Origin of the sequence: Streptococcus sp. oral taxon 431 (assembly GCF_023115445.1) — a bacterium.
GTDB lineage: Bacteria > Bacillota > Bacilli > Lactobacillales > Streptococcaceae > Streptococcus.
Map to the genome: position 1 here is coordinate 37,864 of NZ_JALDUI010000016.1, position 17,543 is coordinate 55,406.

The window sequence follows — 17,543 nt, forward strand, 5'->3', positions numbered from 1 at the left end:
ATTTTCTACTATCTTTCTTTTTTAATTCAATTATTGAATAGCTTGAACCAAGTCTTCAGCTTGTTGTTTTAGTGAAGAAGCAACACTGTCTTCGAGAACTAATTGACCATCTGCCCAAGCAGAATCGTTGACACGAGCTGCAGTGAATTCACCAACAACTTGTGTACGGATGAATGGCAAGAGGTCTTTGTAGATTGCAAAGAGTTGGTCATGACCAGCATTGGCTACAGATGATACTGTTACAATCTTATCTTGAAGAGCAGATGCTCCGCGTGTATCAGACAAGTCAATTGCGCGTGAAAGCCAGTCAAGCAAGTTTTTCACTGTACCAGGAATCGAGAAGTTGTAGACTGGAGAGAAGATCCAGATAGCATCAGCAGCAAGAACTGCCTCACGTGCAGCAGCAACAGCTGGAAGTGTAGGAACTTCAAGGTCTTGACTAAATAAAGGAATTGTAGAGTAGTCAAGGTAGCTAACCTCAGCTTTACCTGCAAGAGCTTTTTCAGCTTCTAGCGCCATTTGGTGGTTGAAAGAACCTTCACGAAGTGAACCAACGATAAATAATACTTTTTTAGACATAGGGAGTCTCCTTTAGATTTTAATCAGAGTTATCTCTGTTGTTATAAACAATGTTACAACAAAAGGAAATTATTTGCAAGAAATCTGCTCGGAAAATAAAAATCGATGATAGTCAAGATTATTTTTAGGAGTAGAGATTATGAAAAGTCTGTGAAATCAATGATTCAAGCGTCATATACTCCTGTCATAAGAGAAGTTCCGTGCTAAATCCTCCCCTTTATTCACTTGTAATTCACTAGGATAGATGGTAAAATAGACGAGTGAAAATGAGACAGAAAAAAGAAAAAAATTCCCTATTATTTCAGTACAGTATTGGCTTAACCATGCTGGCTCTAGTTGTGACCTCTTCCTTTCTTTATTTGGTGTGGCTTGGTATGAAGCCTTATCGAACTGCAAAGACAGAAGGGGAGAGACTGGCCAAGCAGTATGCTGAGCTGGAAACGGTTAGTCAGATTGACTTTTTTAATGGTTTAGAGAGCTACTATAGTGTCCTAGGTCAAGATAAAAATCAAAAGCCAATAGCTGTTTTAATTGAGAAAAATAGTCAAAAAATCTATGTGTATCAACTAGAAAATGGTACTTCACAAGAAAAAGCAGAAGCAGTTGTTAGAGAAAAAGGAGCAACTGAAATTGATACGGTTACCTTTGGACGCTATGCTGATAAGCCCGTCTGGGAAATCAAGTCTGGTGGAGACTACTATCTGGTTGATTTTGAAACAGGTGTCATACTCGAAAAGGAGAAGCTATGAAATTATCCAAACGTGTTTTAGAAATAGAAGAAAGCGTCACTCTGGCTAGCGATGCAAAAGCTAAGAAGTTAAAAGCAGAAGGAAAGGATATCCTTTTTTTAACCTTGGGTCAGCCAGATTTCCATACTCCTAAAAATATTCAAGATGCTGCTGTTGAGGCTATTCGAGATGGACGTGCTTCTTTCTATACGGTAGCTTCAGGTTTGCCTGAATTAAAAGCAGCGGTCAATACCTATTTTGAACGTTATTATGGTTATTCTGTGGCGGCAAATGAAGTCACATTTGCTACAGGTGCCAAGTTCTCCCTCTATACTTTCTTTATGGCTGTGATTAATCCAGGAGATGAGGTAATCATTCCTACTCCTTACTGGGTCAGCTATGGGGATCAGGTTAAGATGGCTGAAGGTGTACCAGTATTTGTCCAAGCCAAGGAAGACAATCACTTTAAAGTAACTGTGGAGCAATTAGAAGCAGCTCGAACAGATAAGACTAAAGTCTTAGTTCTTAACTCACCATCTAATCCTACCGGTATGATCTACTCTCGGGAGGAATTGTTAGCCATTGGAAATTGGGCAGTTGAGCATGATATTCTTATCCTAGCAGATGATATTTATGGTCGTTTGGTCTATAACGGGAATGAGTTTGTTCCAATCTCCAGTCTTTCAGAAGCTATTCGCAAACAAACTATTGTCATCAATGGAGTGTCTAAGGCCTACGCTATGACAGGATGGCGTGTTGGTTATGCAGTAGGTGATCCAGAAATTATTGCTGCTATGAGCAAATTGACTGGTCAAACAACTTCTAACCTAACCGCTGTTTCACAATACGCAACAATCGAGGCCTTAACTGGTCCACAAGACTCTGTAGAAACCATGCGTCAGGCTTTTGAGGAACGTCTCAATACCATTTATCCTCTCTTGTGCCAAGTCCCTGGCTTTGAAGTAGTCAAACCGCAAGGAGCTTTCTACCTCTTCCCAAATGTTAAAAAAGCTATGGAGATGAAAGGCTATACAGATGTAACAGCATTTACAACGGCTATTCTTGAGGAAGTTGGTCTGGCTCTGATTACAGGAGCAGGATTTGGAGCACCAGAGAATGTCCGTCTCAGCTATGCGACAGACCTAGATACACTCAAAGAAGCTATTCGTCGCTTACACCAATTTATGGAAAAATAAAAATAAGATCTTCGTTGTCCTGACGGAGATTTTTTTGGATAAAACCTGAGATTTTTCTCTGATAGAATCTAGCTATCAGGCATTATTTGTGGTACAATAGTGGGTAATAATGTCTTTGGACAAGTTAAACAAAAAAAGGAAGATAAATGATGACAAAACGTGTAACAATTATCGAAGTAAAAGACTACGTTGGTCAAGAAGTCACTATTGGTGCTTGGGTTGCTAACAAGTCAGGAAAAGGAAAAATTGCCTTCTTGCAATTGCGTGACGGAACAGCCTTTTTCCAAGGCGTGGCTTTCAAACCAAACTTTATCGAAAAATTTGGAGAAGAAGTAGGTCTTGAAAAATTTGACACCATCAAACGCCTAAGCCAAGAAACATCTGTTTTTGTGACAGGGATTGTCAAAGAAGACGAACGTTCTAAATTTGGTTACGAGTTGGATATTACAGACATCGAAGTGATCGGTGAATCTCAAGATTACCCAATCACTCCAAAAGAACACGGAACAGACTTCTTGATGGATAACCGCCACTTGTGGTTGCGTTCACGCAAACAAGTAGCAGTGATGCAAATCCGTAACGCGATCATCTATGCGACTTATGAGTTCTTTGATAAGAATGGCTTCATGAAGTTTGATAGCCCAATTCTTTCAGGAAATGCAGCAGAAGATTCTACAGAACTTTTCGAAACTGACTACTTTGGAACACCAGCCTACTTGAGCCAATCTGGTCAGCTTTATCTTGAAGCTGGGGCTATGGCTCTTGGTCGTGTCTTTGACTTTGGTCCAGTATTCCGTGCTGAAAAATCTAAAACTCGTCGTCACTTGACTGAATTCTGGATGATGGATGCGGAGTACTCATACTTGACACACGATGAGTCACTTGACTTGCAAGAAGCTTATGTAAAAGCATTGCTTCAAGGTGTTCTTGATCGTGCTCCTCAAGCCTTGGAAACATTGGAACGTGACACTGAGCTTTTGAAACGCTACATTGCAGAGCCATTCAAACGCATCACTTACGATCAAGCCATTGACCTCTTGCAAGAGCATGAAAATGATGAAGATGCAGACTACGAACATCTCGAGCATGGTGATGACTTTGGTTCACCACACGAAACATGGATTTCAAACCACTTTGGTGTACCAACCTTCGTGATTAACTATCCAGCAGACATCAAGGCCTTCTACATGAAACCTGTTCCTGGTAATCCAGACCGCGTTCTTTGTGCAGACTTACTCGCACCAGAAGGTTACGGAGAAATCATCGGTGGTTCAATGCGTGAGGAAGACTACGATGCCCTTGTAGCGAAGATGGAATCGCTCGGTATGGATCGTACAGAATATGAATTCTACCTTGATCTTCGTAAATACGGTACAGTCCCACACGGTGGATTTGGTATCGGTATCGAGCGTATGGTAACCTTCGCAGCTGGTACAAAACACATCCGTGAAGCCATTCCATTCCCACGTATGTTGCACCGTATCAAACCTTAATAACTATAAAAACGCCATCTGGCGTTTTTATACTCTTCGAAAATCAAATTCAAACTACGTCAGCTTCACCTTGCCGTATATATGTTACTGACTTCGTCAGTTCTATCCACAACCTCAAAACAGTGTTTTGAGCAGCCTGCGGCTAGCTTCCTAGTTTGCTCTTTGATTTTCATTGAGTATTACTTTAAATGAAAGAGGTGGAGAAAATGTAGGCAACTCTAAGTAAGTCTTTTAGAAACAGTCATATTACATATTGAAAGAGAGAAAACAATGTTTAAAAGAACTTACAAACGCAATATTCCACTCTTAGCAGGTCTGGAATTCACTTCTTATTTTGGAATCACCAGTTTTTGGATTTTGTTTTTTATCCAAAATGGTCTTTCCTTACTTCAAATCGGTCTATTAGAAAGTATCTTTCATGGGACGAGTCTCTTGTGTGAAATCCCGTCTGGTATGTTGGCCGATCGATTTAGCTACAAAACCAATCTCTATTTGGCGCGCTTGGCCAGTATTGTGTCCTCTATCTTGATTTTGTTTGGTCAGGGGAATTTTTGGATTTATGCTTTTGCTATGATGGTCAATGCTTGGTCTTATAATTTTGATTCGGGGACCAGTACCGCTTTCTTATATGATTCTGCGGTAGAAGCGGGTCAAAAGGACCGCTATCTTCAGATTTCTAGCTTTTTGTCTGGTGTGGCAGAAGTCACCCGAACCCTAGGTACAGTTGTCGCAGGCTTCTTTATTCACGGAGCATTGGCATGGACCTATCTGATCGCCATTGGATTATCATTTCTTTCTATCATTTTGATTTATTTTATGAAAGAACCAATGGCTAAGAGAGAGAAAAATGAAGCCTTAACCTTTAAAACGATTGTCCTGCAAGTACGAAAAGAATGGCATGAAAAACCAGTACTCTTTTACTGGATGCTGACTTACCAGCTAGTCGGGACACTCATGTGTATGTTTTACTTTTATTATCAGCAGAAAATAAGTGACTTAGCAGGATGGCAGGTTTCACTGGTTATGCTTATTGGTAGTGGGTTAAATCTTATAGCGGTTTATGTAGCTAGTCAAATCGGTAAAAAATGGAATAGTAATCGAGTTTTTCCGACTCTTGTTGCACTAACGGGCTTGGCCTTGTTGTTGGTGTTTTTAGGGACCCCCTTTGCTTTTCTTCTTGTATATCTTTTAACTGATACACTTTATGCAGTTTATCAACCAATCTATTTCAATGACTTACAAGGTTATTTACCTTCCAGTGTAAGAGCAACTATGCTTAGTATCAATTCTATGCTCTTTAGTCTTTCCATGATTGTTATATTTCCACTGACAGGTTGGTTGATCGATCGTTGGGGTCTTGTAGCTGTATTTTTAGTTCTAGGTCTTATCTTGCTTTTAACCTACCCTATCCTAATAATCGGTCTAAAAAGGATGGGCAAGGTATTGGACAAGGACTTAAAAACTGAGTAAAGAACGAAAACCTAATTGCCCAAAGGATCATCCTGTGGTACAATAGCAAGAGGAAAAGGAGAAGAGTATGATCGATGTAGAAGAAATTCTAAGTAAGATGAATCCCAATCAAAAGATCAACTATGACCGTGTCATGCAAAAGATGGTTCAAGTTTGGGAAAAAAATGAAGAAAGACCAACCATTCTCATGCACGTCTGTTGTGCTCCTTGTAGCACCTACACTCTAGAGTACTTGACCAAGTATGCGGATGTGACTATTTATTTTGCTAATTCAAATATCCATCCTAAAGCTGAGTATCACAAGCGTGCCTATGTGACAAAAAAGTTTGTTAGTGATTTCAATGAACGAACTGGCAACAAGGTTCAATATCTAGAAGCACCCTATGAACCCAACGAATACCGTCAGCTGGTCAGAGGTTTGGAAGAAGAACCTGAAGGTGGCGATCGTTGCAAGGTTTGTTTTGACTATCGTCTGGATAAGACAGCACAGGTGGCCATGGACTTAGGATTTGATTACTTCGGTTCTGCCCTGACTATCAGTCCTCACAAAAATTCACAAACCATCAATAGTATCGGGATTGATGTGCAGAAAATCTACACAACTCATTATCTTCCGAGCGACTTTAAGAAAAATCAAGGCTATAAACGCTCTGTAGAAATGTGTGAAGAGTACGATATTTATCGCCAATGTTACTGTGGTTGTGTCTATGCAGCTCAAGCCCAGAATATCGACTTGGTGCAGGTCAAGAAGGATGCAACTGCCTTTATGGTAGATAAGGATATCGAAAAAGACTATTCGCATATCAAGTTCACTGTTACGAAGTTAGATATTTAAAGGGAAACCTGCCTAATGTGGCAGGTTTTCGTTTAAATGTACTGGGATAGAAATAGATGGATCAATCTTTAAATTTTTAGTCCGTGTCTTGCGTGAATTCAATAAATCAGTTGAGACTTAAGATTTGTGGATAAACATGAAGTTTAGGTTAAAAGTGTTTTTTGGAGTATAGAAGACCCCAAAATAGTTCAATACTGTGGTAAAATTATTCCTTTTTTGCATTTATACAACTTATTTAACGCTGTATTTATTCTTGTGATATAATGTCAAATTATAGAGTGGAGGTCATTCAGAATGATTGATAAAGTAATTGAACAATATAAAAGTCATGATAATCTTGATATTCGAGTAGAATTGCATAAGAAGTATTCAAAAAATAAACTGGGATTTAATAATTGGATATTTTCTAACTATCAAATCACTGATGAAGTAAAGGTGCTAGAATTAGGATGTGGTACAGGAGAACTGTGGAAAAGTAATAGTGATTCTATAGATAAAATGAAGCAGTTGGTTGTTACAGATTTTTCTCAAGATATGGTAAAAACAACGAAGTCAGTAATTGGAAATAGAGACAATGTCAACTATGAAATAATGGATATTCAAAAGATTTCTTTTGAGAATGAAACCTTTGATATTGTTATTGCTAATATGCTTCTACATCATGTGAAAGATATTCCTAAAGCTCTTTCTGAGGTGAATAGGGTCTTAAAAACAGGAGGCATTTTTTACTGTGCTACATTTGGTGAAAATGGGGTTGTAGATTATTTGGCAAGTTTATTTAGAGATGAAGTTGATCAAGATTTAGAAAATAAAACGTTTACTTTACAAAATGGTAAAATGTACCTGAGTAGGTATTTTAACTCTGTCGATACATTACTCTATGATGATGAGTTACAGGTAACTAGTATAGATGACCTAGTTAAATACATCCAATCGTTTAAAGGAATTTCAGAAATAGGTTCACTAGAAGAGGAAATAATACGTAAAAGATTGGAAAGTGAGTTTAATAATGGTATGTTGATCATTCCTAAAGAATATGGTATGTTTATCGCTCGAAAATAAAGTTGAGGGAACGAAAGTATGAAAAATTACGGAGAAGCTTTTCGATATTTTAGAAAATTAAACGGATATTCTTTAGAGTATGCTGCATCTGATTCTATATCAAAATCTCAACTCTCTAGATTTGAAAGGGGAGAAAATGAAATTTCTCTCTCAACGTTTTTTGAATTATTATCAAATATCAATGTTTCGATAGAGAATTTTTGTAATTACTTAGAACATTATAAAAGATCGGAGCTTGATGATTTTTTGGTTAATTTATCTCCAAATTTTTATAGTTTGAATACTAAAGGGTTGGAGGAAATAAAAAATGAGCAACAAAAACTTTTTGAAAAGAGTGGGGGAAAAATTCATAGAATAAATACAATTATGGTTCAGGGATTATTAAATCAGATAGATTGTAATTATGTAGTTAGTAGAGATGATCTAAATTTAGTATATGACTATTTATTCCAGAAGGAACGATGGGAGTCCTATGAGATAGCGCTGATTGGTAATTTATATCATCTTTTTGAAATAGATTATATCTACAGGGTCGGAAAAGAAATACTAGAGCGTACACATTATTACGAAAAAATCGGTAAGAATAGAAATTTAGTTGTGTCAGCTTGTTTAAATTTTTGGTTCTGTTGCCTTGAAAATTCACATCTATCATATGCAGACTACTTTGAAATGAAATTAAGAAAATTATTAAAAGATGACACAAAAGTCTTTGAAAAATCTACATTCAAGTTTGTAGAAGGATATAAAATCTACCTGATAGAATCTAAAGAATCTGGAATTAAACAAATGCAAAATGTCATTAAATATTTTGAGTTTATTGAATCTAAAAATATTGCTTTATATTTTCAAAAACGATTAAATGAGCTGGTAGATTAAATAGCATTTTATCTGTCAAATTATTATTTTCAAAATGTCGTACTAAATGATTGATGCTATGTGGAAATACAATAACTAAATTTTTGATACGAAGGTGATCTGAATTCTTTTATAGCAATCATCTTCGTATTTTTGTATTAAACAATATAAGGTTGTTGTAAGCTTACAAGGAACAAAGAAATTAAAAAAGTATTAGTCTATCCATTTATTTTGTATATCTCACGAATTATATCATAATGGATTTATTCCTTTTTGTGTTTACACAGCTTATTTTATACTACCAAAAAACGAGGTCAGGATTTTAATCCTGACCTCTGACAACTTTACCGATTCTTTAGTTCTACGTAGCGTTTGTACCAAATGTTGACATAGGCTTCTGAGAAAGGACCGCGCTCATTGTTAATCCAATCAACAAGAATCTTAACATGCTCTTTCAGAATATAGTCTAGATCAGAAGAATACTTCATTTTTCGCTTATGTCGTTCATACTCCTCAACGTCCAAGAGGCGTTTTTCACCATCTGTAAAAACTTTAACATCCAAATCATAGTCAATGTATTTTAAAGCTTCTTCATCCAGATAGTAAGGACTTGCCATATTGCAGTAGTAGGAGATACCATTTTCACGAATCATAGCGATAATATTAAACCAATATTTCTTGTGAAAGTAAACAATAGCCGGTTCTCGAGTCACCCAACGACGACCGTCACTTTCGGTAACAAGTGTGTGGTCGTTGACGCCGATAATAGCGTTCTCTGTTGTTTTTAGTACCATGGTGTCTCGCCAAGTACGGTGAAGACTCCCATCATGCTTATAACTTTGAATTGTAATAAAGTCGCCTTCTTTTGGAAGTTTCATAACTAACCAACTTTCTACAATTTATAAGTTTATCGTTTACTATTGTATCACATTTTTGTTTAAAGTTCTTAGTTTTTTCATGAAAAAATTAAAGATATTCTCTGAGAGCGCTAGCTATATCCGAAAAATCATAACCTTTTCTAGCTAAAACTTGGGTCAAACGTTGTTTCAGTTCGTATCCTTCATACTTTCGTGAGTATTTTGGGTATTGCTTATCTAACTCTTTAAAAATAAGTTCCTGAACGGTTTCTTCTTCGACCTGGCTGTCCAATTGGTCAAAGGCTGTTTTGGCTTCTGTGTAGGAAAATCCTTTATTGGTTAGGCTTTGGATAATCTTATCCTGTAGAGCGCGGGCAGGTAATTTCCCCTGGTATTTTTTCAGTAGTTTTTCAGCTGTCCGTTCTGCGACTTCCGTCATATCAAATTCTTGTAAGACTTCTTGGATAATGGATTTGGTAACACCTTTTTGAGAAATCTTCTGCATGAGCATATAGCTTCCCTTATCTCCTGAAAGCTGATTGGAATTGATGATAGCTTGTGCATATTGGCGATCATTGATCCAATTATCATCTTTTAAAGACTGGATAACTCTGGGGATGATTTTCTCATCAATTTCATGCTTGGTTAGATAATCTCGAACTTCTTTTTCAGTACGGGCCTTGAAGGATAAGTGGTAGAGAGCTAGATTTTTACTGTAGGAAAATTGCGCAAATGATTTAATCTCAGTTAGTTCCTCAGCTGAGATCTCTTTCCCTTTAGTCAACATAAAGCGAACAATGGTATCCTCTGTAATGTAGCAGGTTTGGTCGTTATCAAGTTCGAGCAGATAGAGTATTTTTTTCTTTTCAAGTTTTGTGATTTTCATGGTTTACCTCTTATCCAAATGCTTCGAAGGCAGCAACGAGTCGAAGTTTGTTGCTATCAACCAGTTCCCTCCCGTAATAGTCGAGAAATAGTTCAGCATATTTGGGATCTTTTAAGTTGTAATTGAGGGACCAAACTGCCCAAAAGAGATCGATATGCCGGTCACTGAAATCAGCCAAACCAAGATCAATAAAACAAGAGAAGTGGTCAGCATCTTTGAGAATAAAGTTTGGTAGACAGGCATCCCCATGAATAAAGGCATCTGTTTTTAAAAGGTGCCCTTGTTCTTGGATGAGTTGGAAGGCCTCTTCGCGACTGTTAATCTGGAATTGGGGCAGGAGCGCCTTGGCATAGAACTCCCCTTTTTCATAGTTTTTAAAGGCTCTTTCTTTATAGGCTTTTAAATGATTTTCTGATGGAAAATTTTGTGGGTTTAAGTTGTGAAGCTTTTTAAGAGCCTCTGCCATTGTTCGGCAGATTTTTTCTGGTTGGTCTAAAAAAGCGAGAGCATCATGACCAATAGCCTCTTTAGTCAGGAGGTAGTCTTTATCTGTTGATAGATAGTGGATGACTGGAGTTCCTATTCCCTCTTGTTCAAACCAACTTGCAATGCTAGCTTCTCGCTCTAATCTTCCCTTTTGATCAATTTTTAAATAGTAACCTGAATCAAGATAGAGAACCCTTGCGCCTGAATGAGAAGAGCTGTCCGATAGGTTTGCCTCCTCTATATAAGTTCGTAATTGCTCAGGAAAATCCAATGAGGAAAAAGATATCTTTGTATTCATGGTTTTATTGTAACATATTCTTAACCATTGAGAAACTACGTGGTATAATAGACTTATGAATCTAAAAGTCAAACAAAAAATTCCATTAAAAATCAAGCGCATGGGGATTAACGGGGAAGGTATCGGTTTTTACCAGAAAACCCTTGTTTTTGTTCCAGGTGCCCTCAAGGGAGAAGATATCTATTGTCAGGTGACTTCGATTAAGCGTAACTACGTTGAGGCTAAACTGCTTGAGGTCAATAAAAAATCTAAGTTTCGAGTGGTTCCAGACTGTACTATTTATAATGAGTGTGGTGGTTGTCAGATCATGCACCTTCATTATGACAAGCAGTTAGAATTCAAGACAGATCTTCTTCATCAAGCTCTGAAGAAATTTGCACCTGCAGGCTACGAAAACTTTGAAATCAGACCAACTATTGGCATGCAGAAACCTAAGTATTATCGGGCTAAACTGCAATTCCAAACGCGAAAGTTTAAAGGTCAAGTCAAGGCAGGTTTGTATGCTCAGAATTCCCATTATTTGGTCGAGTTAAAGGACTGTCTTGTTCAAGACAAGGAGACACAAGCGATTGCCAATCGCATTGCTGAACTCTTGACTTATCATCAAATTCCGATTACGGATGAACGGAAAATCCTTGGAGTTCGAACTATCATGGTTCGTAGAGCACGGAAAACTGGGCAAGTTCAGATTATCATTGTGACCAATCGCCAATTGAATTTGACTCAATTTGTGAAAGACCTAGTCAAGGATTATCCTGAAGTAGTGACTGTCGCAGTCAATACCAATACTGCCAAAACTTCTGAGATTTATGGGGACAAGACAGAGATTATTTGGGGTCAAGATAGTATACGCGAAGGTGTTCTAGATTATGAATTCTCTCTTTCACCTCGAGCTTTCTATCAGCTTAATCCTGAACAGACTGAAATTCTCTATAGTGAAGCGGTTAAGGCCTTGGATGTGACTGAGAATGACCATCTGATTGATGCCTATTGTGGTGTTGGGACCATTGGTTTTGCTTTTGCTAAAAAAGTCAAAAGTTTGAGAGGGATGGATATTATCCCAGAAGCTATTGAGGATGCCAAAGAAAATGCTAAGCGTATGGGTTATACCAATACTCATTATGAAGCAGGAACTGCAGAAGAAATTATCCCTCGTTGGTACAAGGAAGGCTATCGTGCCGATGCTTTGATAGTAGACCCGCCGCGTACTGGTTTAGATGATAAGCTCTTGGATACCATCGTCAAATACGCTCCTGAAAAGATGGTTTATGTATCCTGCAATGTATCTACCTTGGCGCGTGATTTAGTCCGTTTGCTAGAGATTTATGACTTACATTATATCCAGTCCGTTGACATGTTTCCACACACGGCTAGAACAGAAGCAGTGGTCAAATTAACGAGGCGTAAGTCAGCTTCCAAATAGAAAGAATAACTGGAAAGTTTTTGAAAAGAAGACTTCTAGTTACAGAGTAAGATTTGCAAGCTATCTATAAATATGATAAAATAAGTAGAAAATAAAATGAAAAAAGAGGTATGTGAAATGTCACGTAAACCATTTATCGCTGGGAACTGGAAAATGAACAAAAACCCAGAAGAAGCAAAAACATTCGTTGAAGCTGTAGCATCAAAACTTCCTTCATCAGACCTTGTTGAAGCAGGTATCGCAGTTCCTGCTCTTGACTTGACAACTGTTCTTGCTGCTGCTAAAGGTTCAAGCCTTAAAGTTGCTGCTCAAAACTGCTACTTTGAAAATGCTGGTGCTTTCACTGGTGAAACTAGCCCACAAGTTTTGAAAGAAATCGGTACTGACTACGTTGTTATCGGTCACTCAGAACGTCGTGACTACTTCCACGAAACAGACGAAGACATCAACAAAAAAGCAAAAGTAATCTTTGCTAACGGCATGCTTCCAATCATCTGTTGTGGTGAGTCACTTGAAACTTACGAAGCTGGTAAAGCAGCAGAATTCGTAGGTGCTCAAGTTTCAGCTGCTCTTGCTGGATTGACTGCAGAACAAGTAGCTTCATCAGTTATCGCTTATGAGCCAATCTGGGCTATCGGTACTGGTAAATCTGCTTCACAAGACGACGCACAAAAAATGTGTAAAGTTGTTCGTGATGTTGTAGCTGCTGACTTCGGTCAAGAAGTTGCGGACAAAGTTCGTGTTCAATACGGTGGTTCTGTTAAACCTGAAAATGTTTCTGAATACATGGCTTGTCCAGACGTTGACGGAGCTCTTGTTGGTGGTGCATCACTTGATCCAGAAAGCTTCTTGGCATTGCTTGACTTTGTAAAATAAGCCTCAAATATCTGAGACAGACAGTTCCCTCTCTCGAGGTTAAGACTGCCTGTCTTCTTTTTAGTAAAAAGGCGTGCGTAAGCACGCTCTTTTCTGCATTTTGAATGAAAAAGAAAGGAGAATTATGCTTTATATTTGGTCTTATCTCAAACGTTATCCCAAGTGGCTACTATTAGACTTCCTCGGAGCTATTTTCTTTGTCATTGTCAATCTAGGTCTACCAACTGTTCTGGCTCGCATGATTGACCAAGGAATCAACCAAGGTAACCAGGATAAGCTTTATTTTTGGGCTATCGTAATGTTGGTTATTATCGTCCTGGGAACATGTGGACGGGTTGTGCTATCTTATGCGGCTAGTAAATTGACCACTAATATGGTTAAGGACATGCGAAATGATGTTTATGCTAAATTACAAGAGTATTCTCATCACGAATATGAACAAATCGGTGTATCTTCATTAGTTACTCGTATTACCAGTGATGCCTTTGTCCTCATGCAATTTGCAGAACAGACGCTTAAGCTGGGTGTTATCACTCCCATGATGATGCTATCGAGTATTCTCATGATTTTCTTGACCAGTCCTTCACTAGCCTGGATTGTCGCTTTTTCCGTTCCTTTTCTAGCTGTAGTAGTCCTTTATGTGGCGGTGAAAACACGTCCCTTATCTGAAAAGCAACAGAAAACACTGGACAAGATTAACCAGTATGTCCGTGAAAATTTGATGGGCTTGCGTGTCATCCGCGCCTTTGCTCGTGAAGACTTCCAAGAAAAACGTTTTGAAGAGAAAAATGCTATCTATGCGGACAATTCCAATCGTTTGTTCAAATTGACTGGTTTGACGGAACCACTTTTTGTGCAAATCATTATCGCTATGATTGTAGCTATCGTTTGGTTTGCTCTAGCCCCTCTCAAGCAAGGAAGTTTGCAGATTGGGGATTTGGTGGCCTTCATCGAGTATAGTTTCCACGCCCTCTTGTCCTTCCTTTTCTTGTCAAACCTCTTTACCATGTATCCACGTACTGCTGTATCTAGCGAGCGTTTGAAGGAAATCATGGACATGCCTATTTCCATTGATCCAAATGAGGACGGAATTCAAGAAACAGAAACACATGGTTACTTAGAATTTGATAATGTGACCTTTGCCTATCCAGGGGAAACAGAAAGCCCTGTTTTGCATAACATTTCCTTTACTGCTAAACCGGGAGAAACCATTGCCTTTATCGGTTCGACTGGGTCAGGTAAGTCTACTCTGGTTCAATTGATTCCTAGATTCTACGATGTTACGCTTGGAAAAATCAAGGTCGATGGTGTAGATGTCCGAGATTACCGTCTCAAATCTCTCCGTCAAAAGATTGGATTTATTCCACAAAAAGCCTTGCTCTTTACAGGGACTATCGCAGACAATCTCCGTTACGGGAAAGAGGATGCCAGTCATGAGGACTTGCACCAAGCAGCTGATGTGGCCCAAGCCAAAGACTTTATCGAAAGTCGAGAAGAAGGTTTTGCAACTCATCTGGCTGAAGGGGGAAGCAATCTATCAGGTGGTCAGAAACAACGCTTGTCGATTGCCCGAGCAGTCATCAAGGGTCCAGACATCTATATCTTTGATGATTCTTTCTCAGCTTTGGACTACCGTACAGATGCTATCTTGCGCCGTCGTCTCAAGGAAGTGACTCAAGACGCAACAGTATTGATTGTTGCGCAACGTGTTGGAACCATTATGGATGCTGACCAGATTATTGTGCTTGATAAAGGCGAAATCGTTGGTCGTGGCCGTCACGAGGAATTGATGGAAACCAATGACATCTATCGAGAAATTGCTGAGTCGCAGTTGAAAAATGCGTCTCTGACAGAAGAATAGGAGGTAAAGGATGAAACAACAATCTAGTCTAGCTCGTCTATGGAGCTATTTAAAAGCCTACCGTTTCTCTGTTTTCTTTGCTGTCTTCTTGAAAATAGTCAGCGTCATTATGAGTGTTATCGAGCCTTTCGTATTGGGACTTGCTATCACTGAGTTAACCAGCAATCTTCTTGCCATGGCAAATGGTGTTGCAGGAGCAGGGATTAATACCAGCTATATCGCAGTGATTCTGGTGATCTATCTCTTGCGTGGTCTTTTTTATGAGTTGGGGTCTTATTACTCAAACTACTTCATGACCAATGCGGTACAGTCCATGATACAGGATTTGCGAAATGAAATGAGCGAAAAAATCAACCGCATCCCTGTGTCTTACTTTGACAAGCACCAATTTGGGGATTTGCTGGGACGTTTTACTAGTGATGTAGAGACCGTATCTAATGCACTCCAACAATCATTCTTACAGATTGTTAATGCAGTCTTTACCATTATTTTTGTTATGGGAATGGTCCTCTATCTAAATCTTCAGTTGGCTATCATTGTTATCTTGTCGATTCCGATTACTTATTTTGGTGCTAAAACGATTCTAAATCGTTCGCAGCCGTACTTTAAACAGCAGGCAGCTATATTGGGACGTATGAATGGATTTGTACAGGAAAACTTAACAGGTTTCAATGTTTTAAAACTTTTCGGACGCGAAGAAAACTCTCAAGAGAGATTTGAAAAGATTACGGATGAATTGCAACAAGTCGGATTTAAGGCGAGCTTTATTTCAGGATTGATGATGCCTGCCCTTCATATCGTGTCTGATTTAACCTACCTGATTGTTGCAGTCTTAGGTGGATTGCAGGTTATTGCAGGGCGCTTGACGATTGGTAATATGCAAGCTTTCGTTCAGTATGTGTGGCAAGTTAGCCAGCCGATCCAAAATATCACTCAGTTAGCAGGACAAATGCAAAGTGCTAAGTCTTCGCTTGATCGTGTCTTTGAAGTTTTGGATGAACAGGAAGAAGTTCAAAGTGAGGAAGTAAAAGACTTGGCACCATTGACAGGTCAAGTTAGTTTCAAAAACGTCGATTTCCAATATGTGGAAAACAAACCATTGATTCGCAATTTCAACCTAGATGTTGAACCTGGAGAGATGGTAGCTATCGTTGGACCTACTGGAGCAGGGAAAACAACCTTGATTAACCTTCTCATGCGTTTTTACGATGTGACAGCTGGTGCCATTTTAGTGGATGGCCAAGATATTCGTGACCTGTCTCGTCAGGACTATCGTCGACAGTTTGGGATGGTCCTACAGGATGCCTGGCTCTATGAAGGCAGTATCAAGGAAAATCTTCGCTTTGGAAATCTTGAGGCAACAGATGAAGAAATCGTTGAAGCTGCCAAGGCGGCCAATGTTGACCACTTTATCCGCACTCTTCCAGGTGGTTATAATATGGAAATGAATCAGGAGTCTAGCAATATCTCTCTTGGTCAGAAACAGCTTTTAACCATCGCGCGTGCCCTCTTAGCGGATCCAAAAATTCTAATCCTTGATGAAGCGACCTCATCAGTCGATACTCGTCTAGAGCTCTTGATTCAAAAGGCCATGAAACGTTTGATGAAGGGGAGAACAAGCTTTGTCATTGCCCATCGACTTTCGACTATTCAGGAAGCTGATAAGATTTTGGTGCTGAAAGATGGACAGATTATTGAACAAGGAAATCATGAAAGTCTCCTAGCTGCAAAAGGTTTCTATTATGATCTTTATCAAAGTCAATTTTCTAGTAAAAACAGAGAAAATAGCTAGGATAAATAGCCACTCATTTTCTTAAATTATCAGTCAATTACAACTTTTTTAATATGAGTTAATTTCCTTGCTTTTGTCTACTTGGAGTAGTATACTGAGGTAGTAATCAATAAATATGGTTACAAAAATAATTTTACGAGGTGAGAAAAATGGTTGAATTGAAAAAAGATGCTTTAAAAGACGTAACAACATTATCTAAATCAGCTCCTGAAGCGCTAGTAAATACAAAGGAAGTTTTGAATCAATCAGTAGCAGACTTGTATGTAGCACATATCGCTCTTCATCAAGTACACTGGTACATGCGTGGACGTGGATTCATGGTATGGCATCCTAAGATGGATGAATATATGGATAGCCTTGATGGTTACCTTGATGAAATCAGCGAACGCTTGATTACACTTGGTGGCAAACCATACTCTACTTTGACAGAATTCCTTCAACACAGTGAAATCGAAGAAGAAGTTGGAGAGTTCCGTAACGTAGAAGAAAGCTTGGAACGTGTCCTTGAGATTTATCGTTACCTTATCACTCTTTTCCAAAAAGCCTTGGATGTAACAGATGAAGAAGGTGATGATGTAACAAACGACATCTTCGTTGGTGCTAAGGCAGATCTTGAAAAAACTGTCTGGATGCTTGCAGCAGAATTGGGACAAGCACCTGGTTTGTAAGATACTCTATTTTGTCAAAAATCCGTAGAAAGTTTCTACGGATTCAGAACGAAGACAAACGTCATTTTTGGTGTTTGTCTTTTTCTGTTTTCAAAAATATGTTGTCTCATCATCTGATATTCCATTCAAAAATCGAATTTAGAACAAAATAAAAAGGGATATTCTCTATCCACTTCAC

General features: G+C 38.6%; 16 protein-coding genes. 12 read left to right on the top strand and 4 right to left on the bottom strand.

Translation table 11 applies throughout. The annotated features are described in order from the left end of the window. Positions 1-30: 30 nt before the first annotated feature. Positions 31-579, bottom strand: coding sequence for an NADPH-dependent FMN reductase (locus M1R56_RS08295; protein WP_248035711.1), 549 nt, complete (start codon positions 577-579; stop codon positions 31-33). A gap of 260 nt (positions 580-839) precedes the next feature. Here M1R56_RS08295 and M1R56_RS08300 point away from each other — a divergent pair, with 260 nt between their 5' ends. The 7 genes from M1R56_RS08300 to M1R56_RS08330 all read left to right on the top strand — a co-directional run bounded on the left by M1R56_RS08300 (position 840) and on the right by M1R56_RS08330 (position 8,239). After that, the gene (locus M1R56_RS08300) at positions 840-1,328 is read left to right on the top strand and encodes a DUF5590 domain-containing protein (RefSeq protein ID WP_248035713.1); all 489 of its coding nucleotides are present in this window, start codon (positions 840-842) and stop codon (positions 1,326-1,328) included. After that, positions 1,325-2,503, top strand: a complete 1,179-nt coding sequence (locus M1R56_RS08305; RefSeq protein WP_248035715.1) for a pyridoxal phosphate-dependent aminotransferase — start codon at positions 1,325-1,327, stop codon at positions 2,501-2,503. The genes M1R56_RS08300 and M1R56_RS08305 overlap by 4 nt, the downstream gene beginning before the upstream one ends. Before the next feature lie 146 nt (positions 2,504-2,649). Beyond that, positions 2,650-3,996 (top strand): asparagine--tRNA ligase, encoded by a 1,347-nt coding sequence (gene asnS, locus M1R56_RS08310; RefSeq protein ID WP_162489300.1) that lies wholly within the window; start codon positions 2,650-2,652, stop codon positions 3,994-3,996. Between the two features lie 270 nt (positions 3,997-4,266). Next, a complete protein-coding gene (locus M1R56_RS08315) occupies positions 4,267-5,466 on the top strand; it encodes an MFS transporter (protein WP_248035717.1) in 1,200 nt (399 codons plus the stop codon). Between the two features lie 67 nt (positions 5,467-5,533). Then, entirely contained in the window at positions 5,534-6,301 is a 768-nt protein-coding gene (locus M1R56_RS08320; RefSeq protein ID WP_000567559.1) for an epoxyqueuosine reductase QueH, read from the top strand. A gap of 294 nt (positions 6,302-6,595) precedes the next feature. Further along, entirely contained in the window at positions 6,596-7,363 is a 768-nt protein-coding gene (locus M1R56_RS08325; RefSeq protein WP_075232126.1) for a class I SAM-dependent methyltransferase, read from the top strand. 18 nt (positions 7,364-7,381) lie between these two features. Then, positions 7,382-8,239, top strand: coding sequence for an Rgg/GadR/MutR family transcriptional regulator (locus M1R56_RS08330; RefSeq protein ID WP_248035718.1), 858 nt, complete (start codon positions 7,382-7,384; stop codon positions 8,237-8,239). Positions 8,240-8,562: 323 nt separating this feature from the next. Here M1R56_RS08330 and M1R56_RS08335 read toward each other — a convergent pair whose 3' ends face one another. From M1R56_RS08335 to M1R56_RS08345, 3 genes are all read right to left on the bottom strand, one after another. Then, positions 8,563-9,096 carry a DUF402 domain-containing protein gene (locus tag M1R56_RS08335; RefSeq protein WP_000775325.1) on the bottom strand — a complete coding sequence of 178 codons (534 nt, stop codon included), beginning with the start codon at positions 9,094-9,096 and terminating at the stop codon, positions 8,563-8,565. Positions 9,097-9,184: 88 nt separating this feature from the next. Then, the gene (recX, locus tag M1R56_RS08340) at positions 9,185-9,961 is read right to left on the bottom strand and encodes a recombination regulator RecX (RefSeq protein ID WP_248035721.1); all 777 of its coding nucleotides are present in this window, start codon (positions 9,959-9,961) and stop codon (positions 9,185-9,187) included. Between the two features lie 10 nt (positions 9,962-9,971). Continuing rightward, complete coding sequence (locus M1R56_RS08345) at positions 9,972-10,745, bottom strand: aminoglycoside 3'-phosphotransferase (protein ID WP_248035722.1); 774 nt, start codon at positions 10,743-10,745, stop codon at positions 9,972-9,974. 55 nt (positions 10,746-10,800) lie between these two features. Here M1R56_RS08345 and rlmD point away from each other — a divergent pair, with 55 nt between their 5' ends. From rlmD to M1R56_RS08370, 5 genes are all read left to right on the top strand, one after another. Further along, the gene (gene rlmD / locus M1R56_RS08350; RefSeq protein ID WP_248035724.1) at positions 10,801-12,168 is read left to right on the top strand and encodes a 23S rRNA (uracil(1939)-C(5))-methyltransferase RlmD; all 1,368 of its coding nucleotides are present in this window, start codon (positions 10,801-10,803) and stop codon (positions 12,166-12,168) included. 117 nt (positions 12,169-12,285) lie between these two features. Continuing rightward, complete coding sequence (gene tpiA / locus M1R56_RS08355) at positions 12,286-13,044, top strand: triose-phosphate isomerase (protein WP_248035726.1); 759 nt, start codon at positions 12,286-12,288, stop codon at positions 13,042-13,044. A 124-nt stretch (positions 13,045-13,168) separates the two neighbouring features. Further along, positions 13,169-14,905, top strand: coding sequence for an ABC transporter ATP-binding protein (locus M1R56_RS08360; RefSeq protein ID WP_248035728.1), 1,737 nt, complete (start codon positions 13,169-13,171; stop codon positions 14,903-14,905). 10 nt (positions 14,906-14,915) lie between these two features. Next, a complete protein-coding gene (locus M1R56_RS08365) occupies positions 14,916-16,697 on the top strand; it encodes an ABC transporter ATP-binding protein (RefSeq protein WP_248035730.1) in 1,782 nt (593 codons plus the stop codon). Between the two features lie 149 nt (positions 16,698-16,846). Continuing rightward, positions 16,847-17,365 carry a Dps family protein gene (locus M1R56_RS08370; RefSeq protein WP_248035732.1) on the top strand — a complete coding sequence of 173 codons (519 nt, stop codon included), beginning with the start codon at positions 16,847-16,849 and terminating at the stop codon, positions 17,363-17,365. Positions 17,366-17,543: the final 178 nt, after the last annotated feature.

Excerpts from the sequence above, each read along its gene's own strand:
- M1R56_RS08320 (WP_000567559.1), top strand. The coding sequence starts at position 5,534 with ATGATCGATGTAGAAGAAATTCTAAGTAAGATGAATCCCAATCAAAAG.
- recX (WP_248035721.1), bottom strand. The coding sequence starts at position 9,961 with ATGAAAATCACAAAACTTGAAAAGAAAAAAATACTCTATCTGCTCGAA.
- tpiA (WP_248035726.1), top strand. The coding sequence starts at position 12,286 with ATGTCACGTAAACCATTTATCGCTGGGAACTGGAAAATGAACAAAAAC.
- asnS (WP_162489300.1), top strand. The coding sequence starts at position 2,650 with ATGATGACAAAACGTGTAACAATTATCGAAGTAAAAGACTACGTTGGT.
- rlmD (WP_248035724.1), top strand. The coding sequence starts at position 10,801 with ATGAATCTAAAAGTCAAACAAAAAATTCCATTAAAAATCAAGCGCATG.
- M1R56_RS08335 (WP_000775325.1), bottom strand. The coding sequence starts at position 9,096 with ATGAAACTTCCAAAAGAAGGCGACTTTATTACAATTCAAAGTTATAAG.
- M1R56_RS08305 (WP_248035715.1), top strand. The coding sequence starts at position 1,325 with ATGAAATTATCCAAACGTGTTTTAGAAATAGAAGAAAGCGTCACTCTG.
- M1R56_RS08345 (WP_248035722.1), bottom strand. The coding sequence starts at position 10,745 with ATGAATACAAAGATATCTTTTTCCTCATTGGATTTTCCTGAGCAATTA.
- M1R56_RS08330 (WP_248035718.1), top strand. The coding sequence starts at position 7,382 with ATGAAAAATTACGGAGAAGCTTTTCGATATTTTAGAAAATTAAACGGA.
- M1R56_RS08365 (WP_248035730.1), top strand. The coding sequence starts at position 14,916 with ATGAAACAACAATCTAGTCTAGCTCGTCTATGGAGCTATTTAAAAGCC.
- M1R56_RS08315 (WP_248035717.1), top strand. The coding sequence starts at position 4,267 with ATGTTTAAAAGAACTTACAAACGCAATATTCCACTCTTAGCAGGTCTG.
- M1R56_RS08325 (WP_075232126.1), top strand. The coding sequence starts at position 6,596 with ATGATTGATAAAGTAATTGAACAATATAAAAGTCATGATAATCTTGAT.
- M1R56_RS08295 (WP_248035711.1), bottom strand. The coding sequence starts at position 579 with ATGTCTAAAAAAGTATTATTTATCGTTGGTTCACTTCGTGAAGGTTCT.
- M1R56_RS08370 (WP_248035732.1), top strand. The coding sequence starts at position 16,847 with ATGGTTGAATTGAAAAAAGATGCTTTAAAAGACGTAACAACATTATCT.
- M1R56_RS08360 (WP_248035728.1), top strand. The coding sequence starts at position 13,169 with ATGCTTTATATTTGGTCTTATCTCAAACGTTATCCCAAGTGGCTACTA.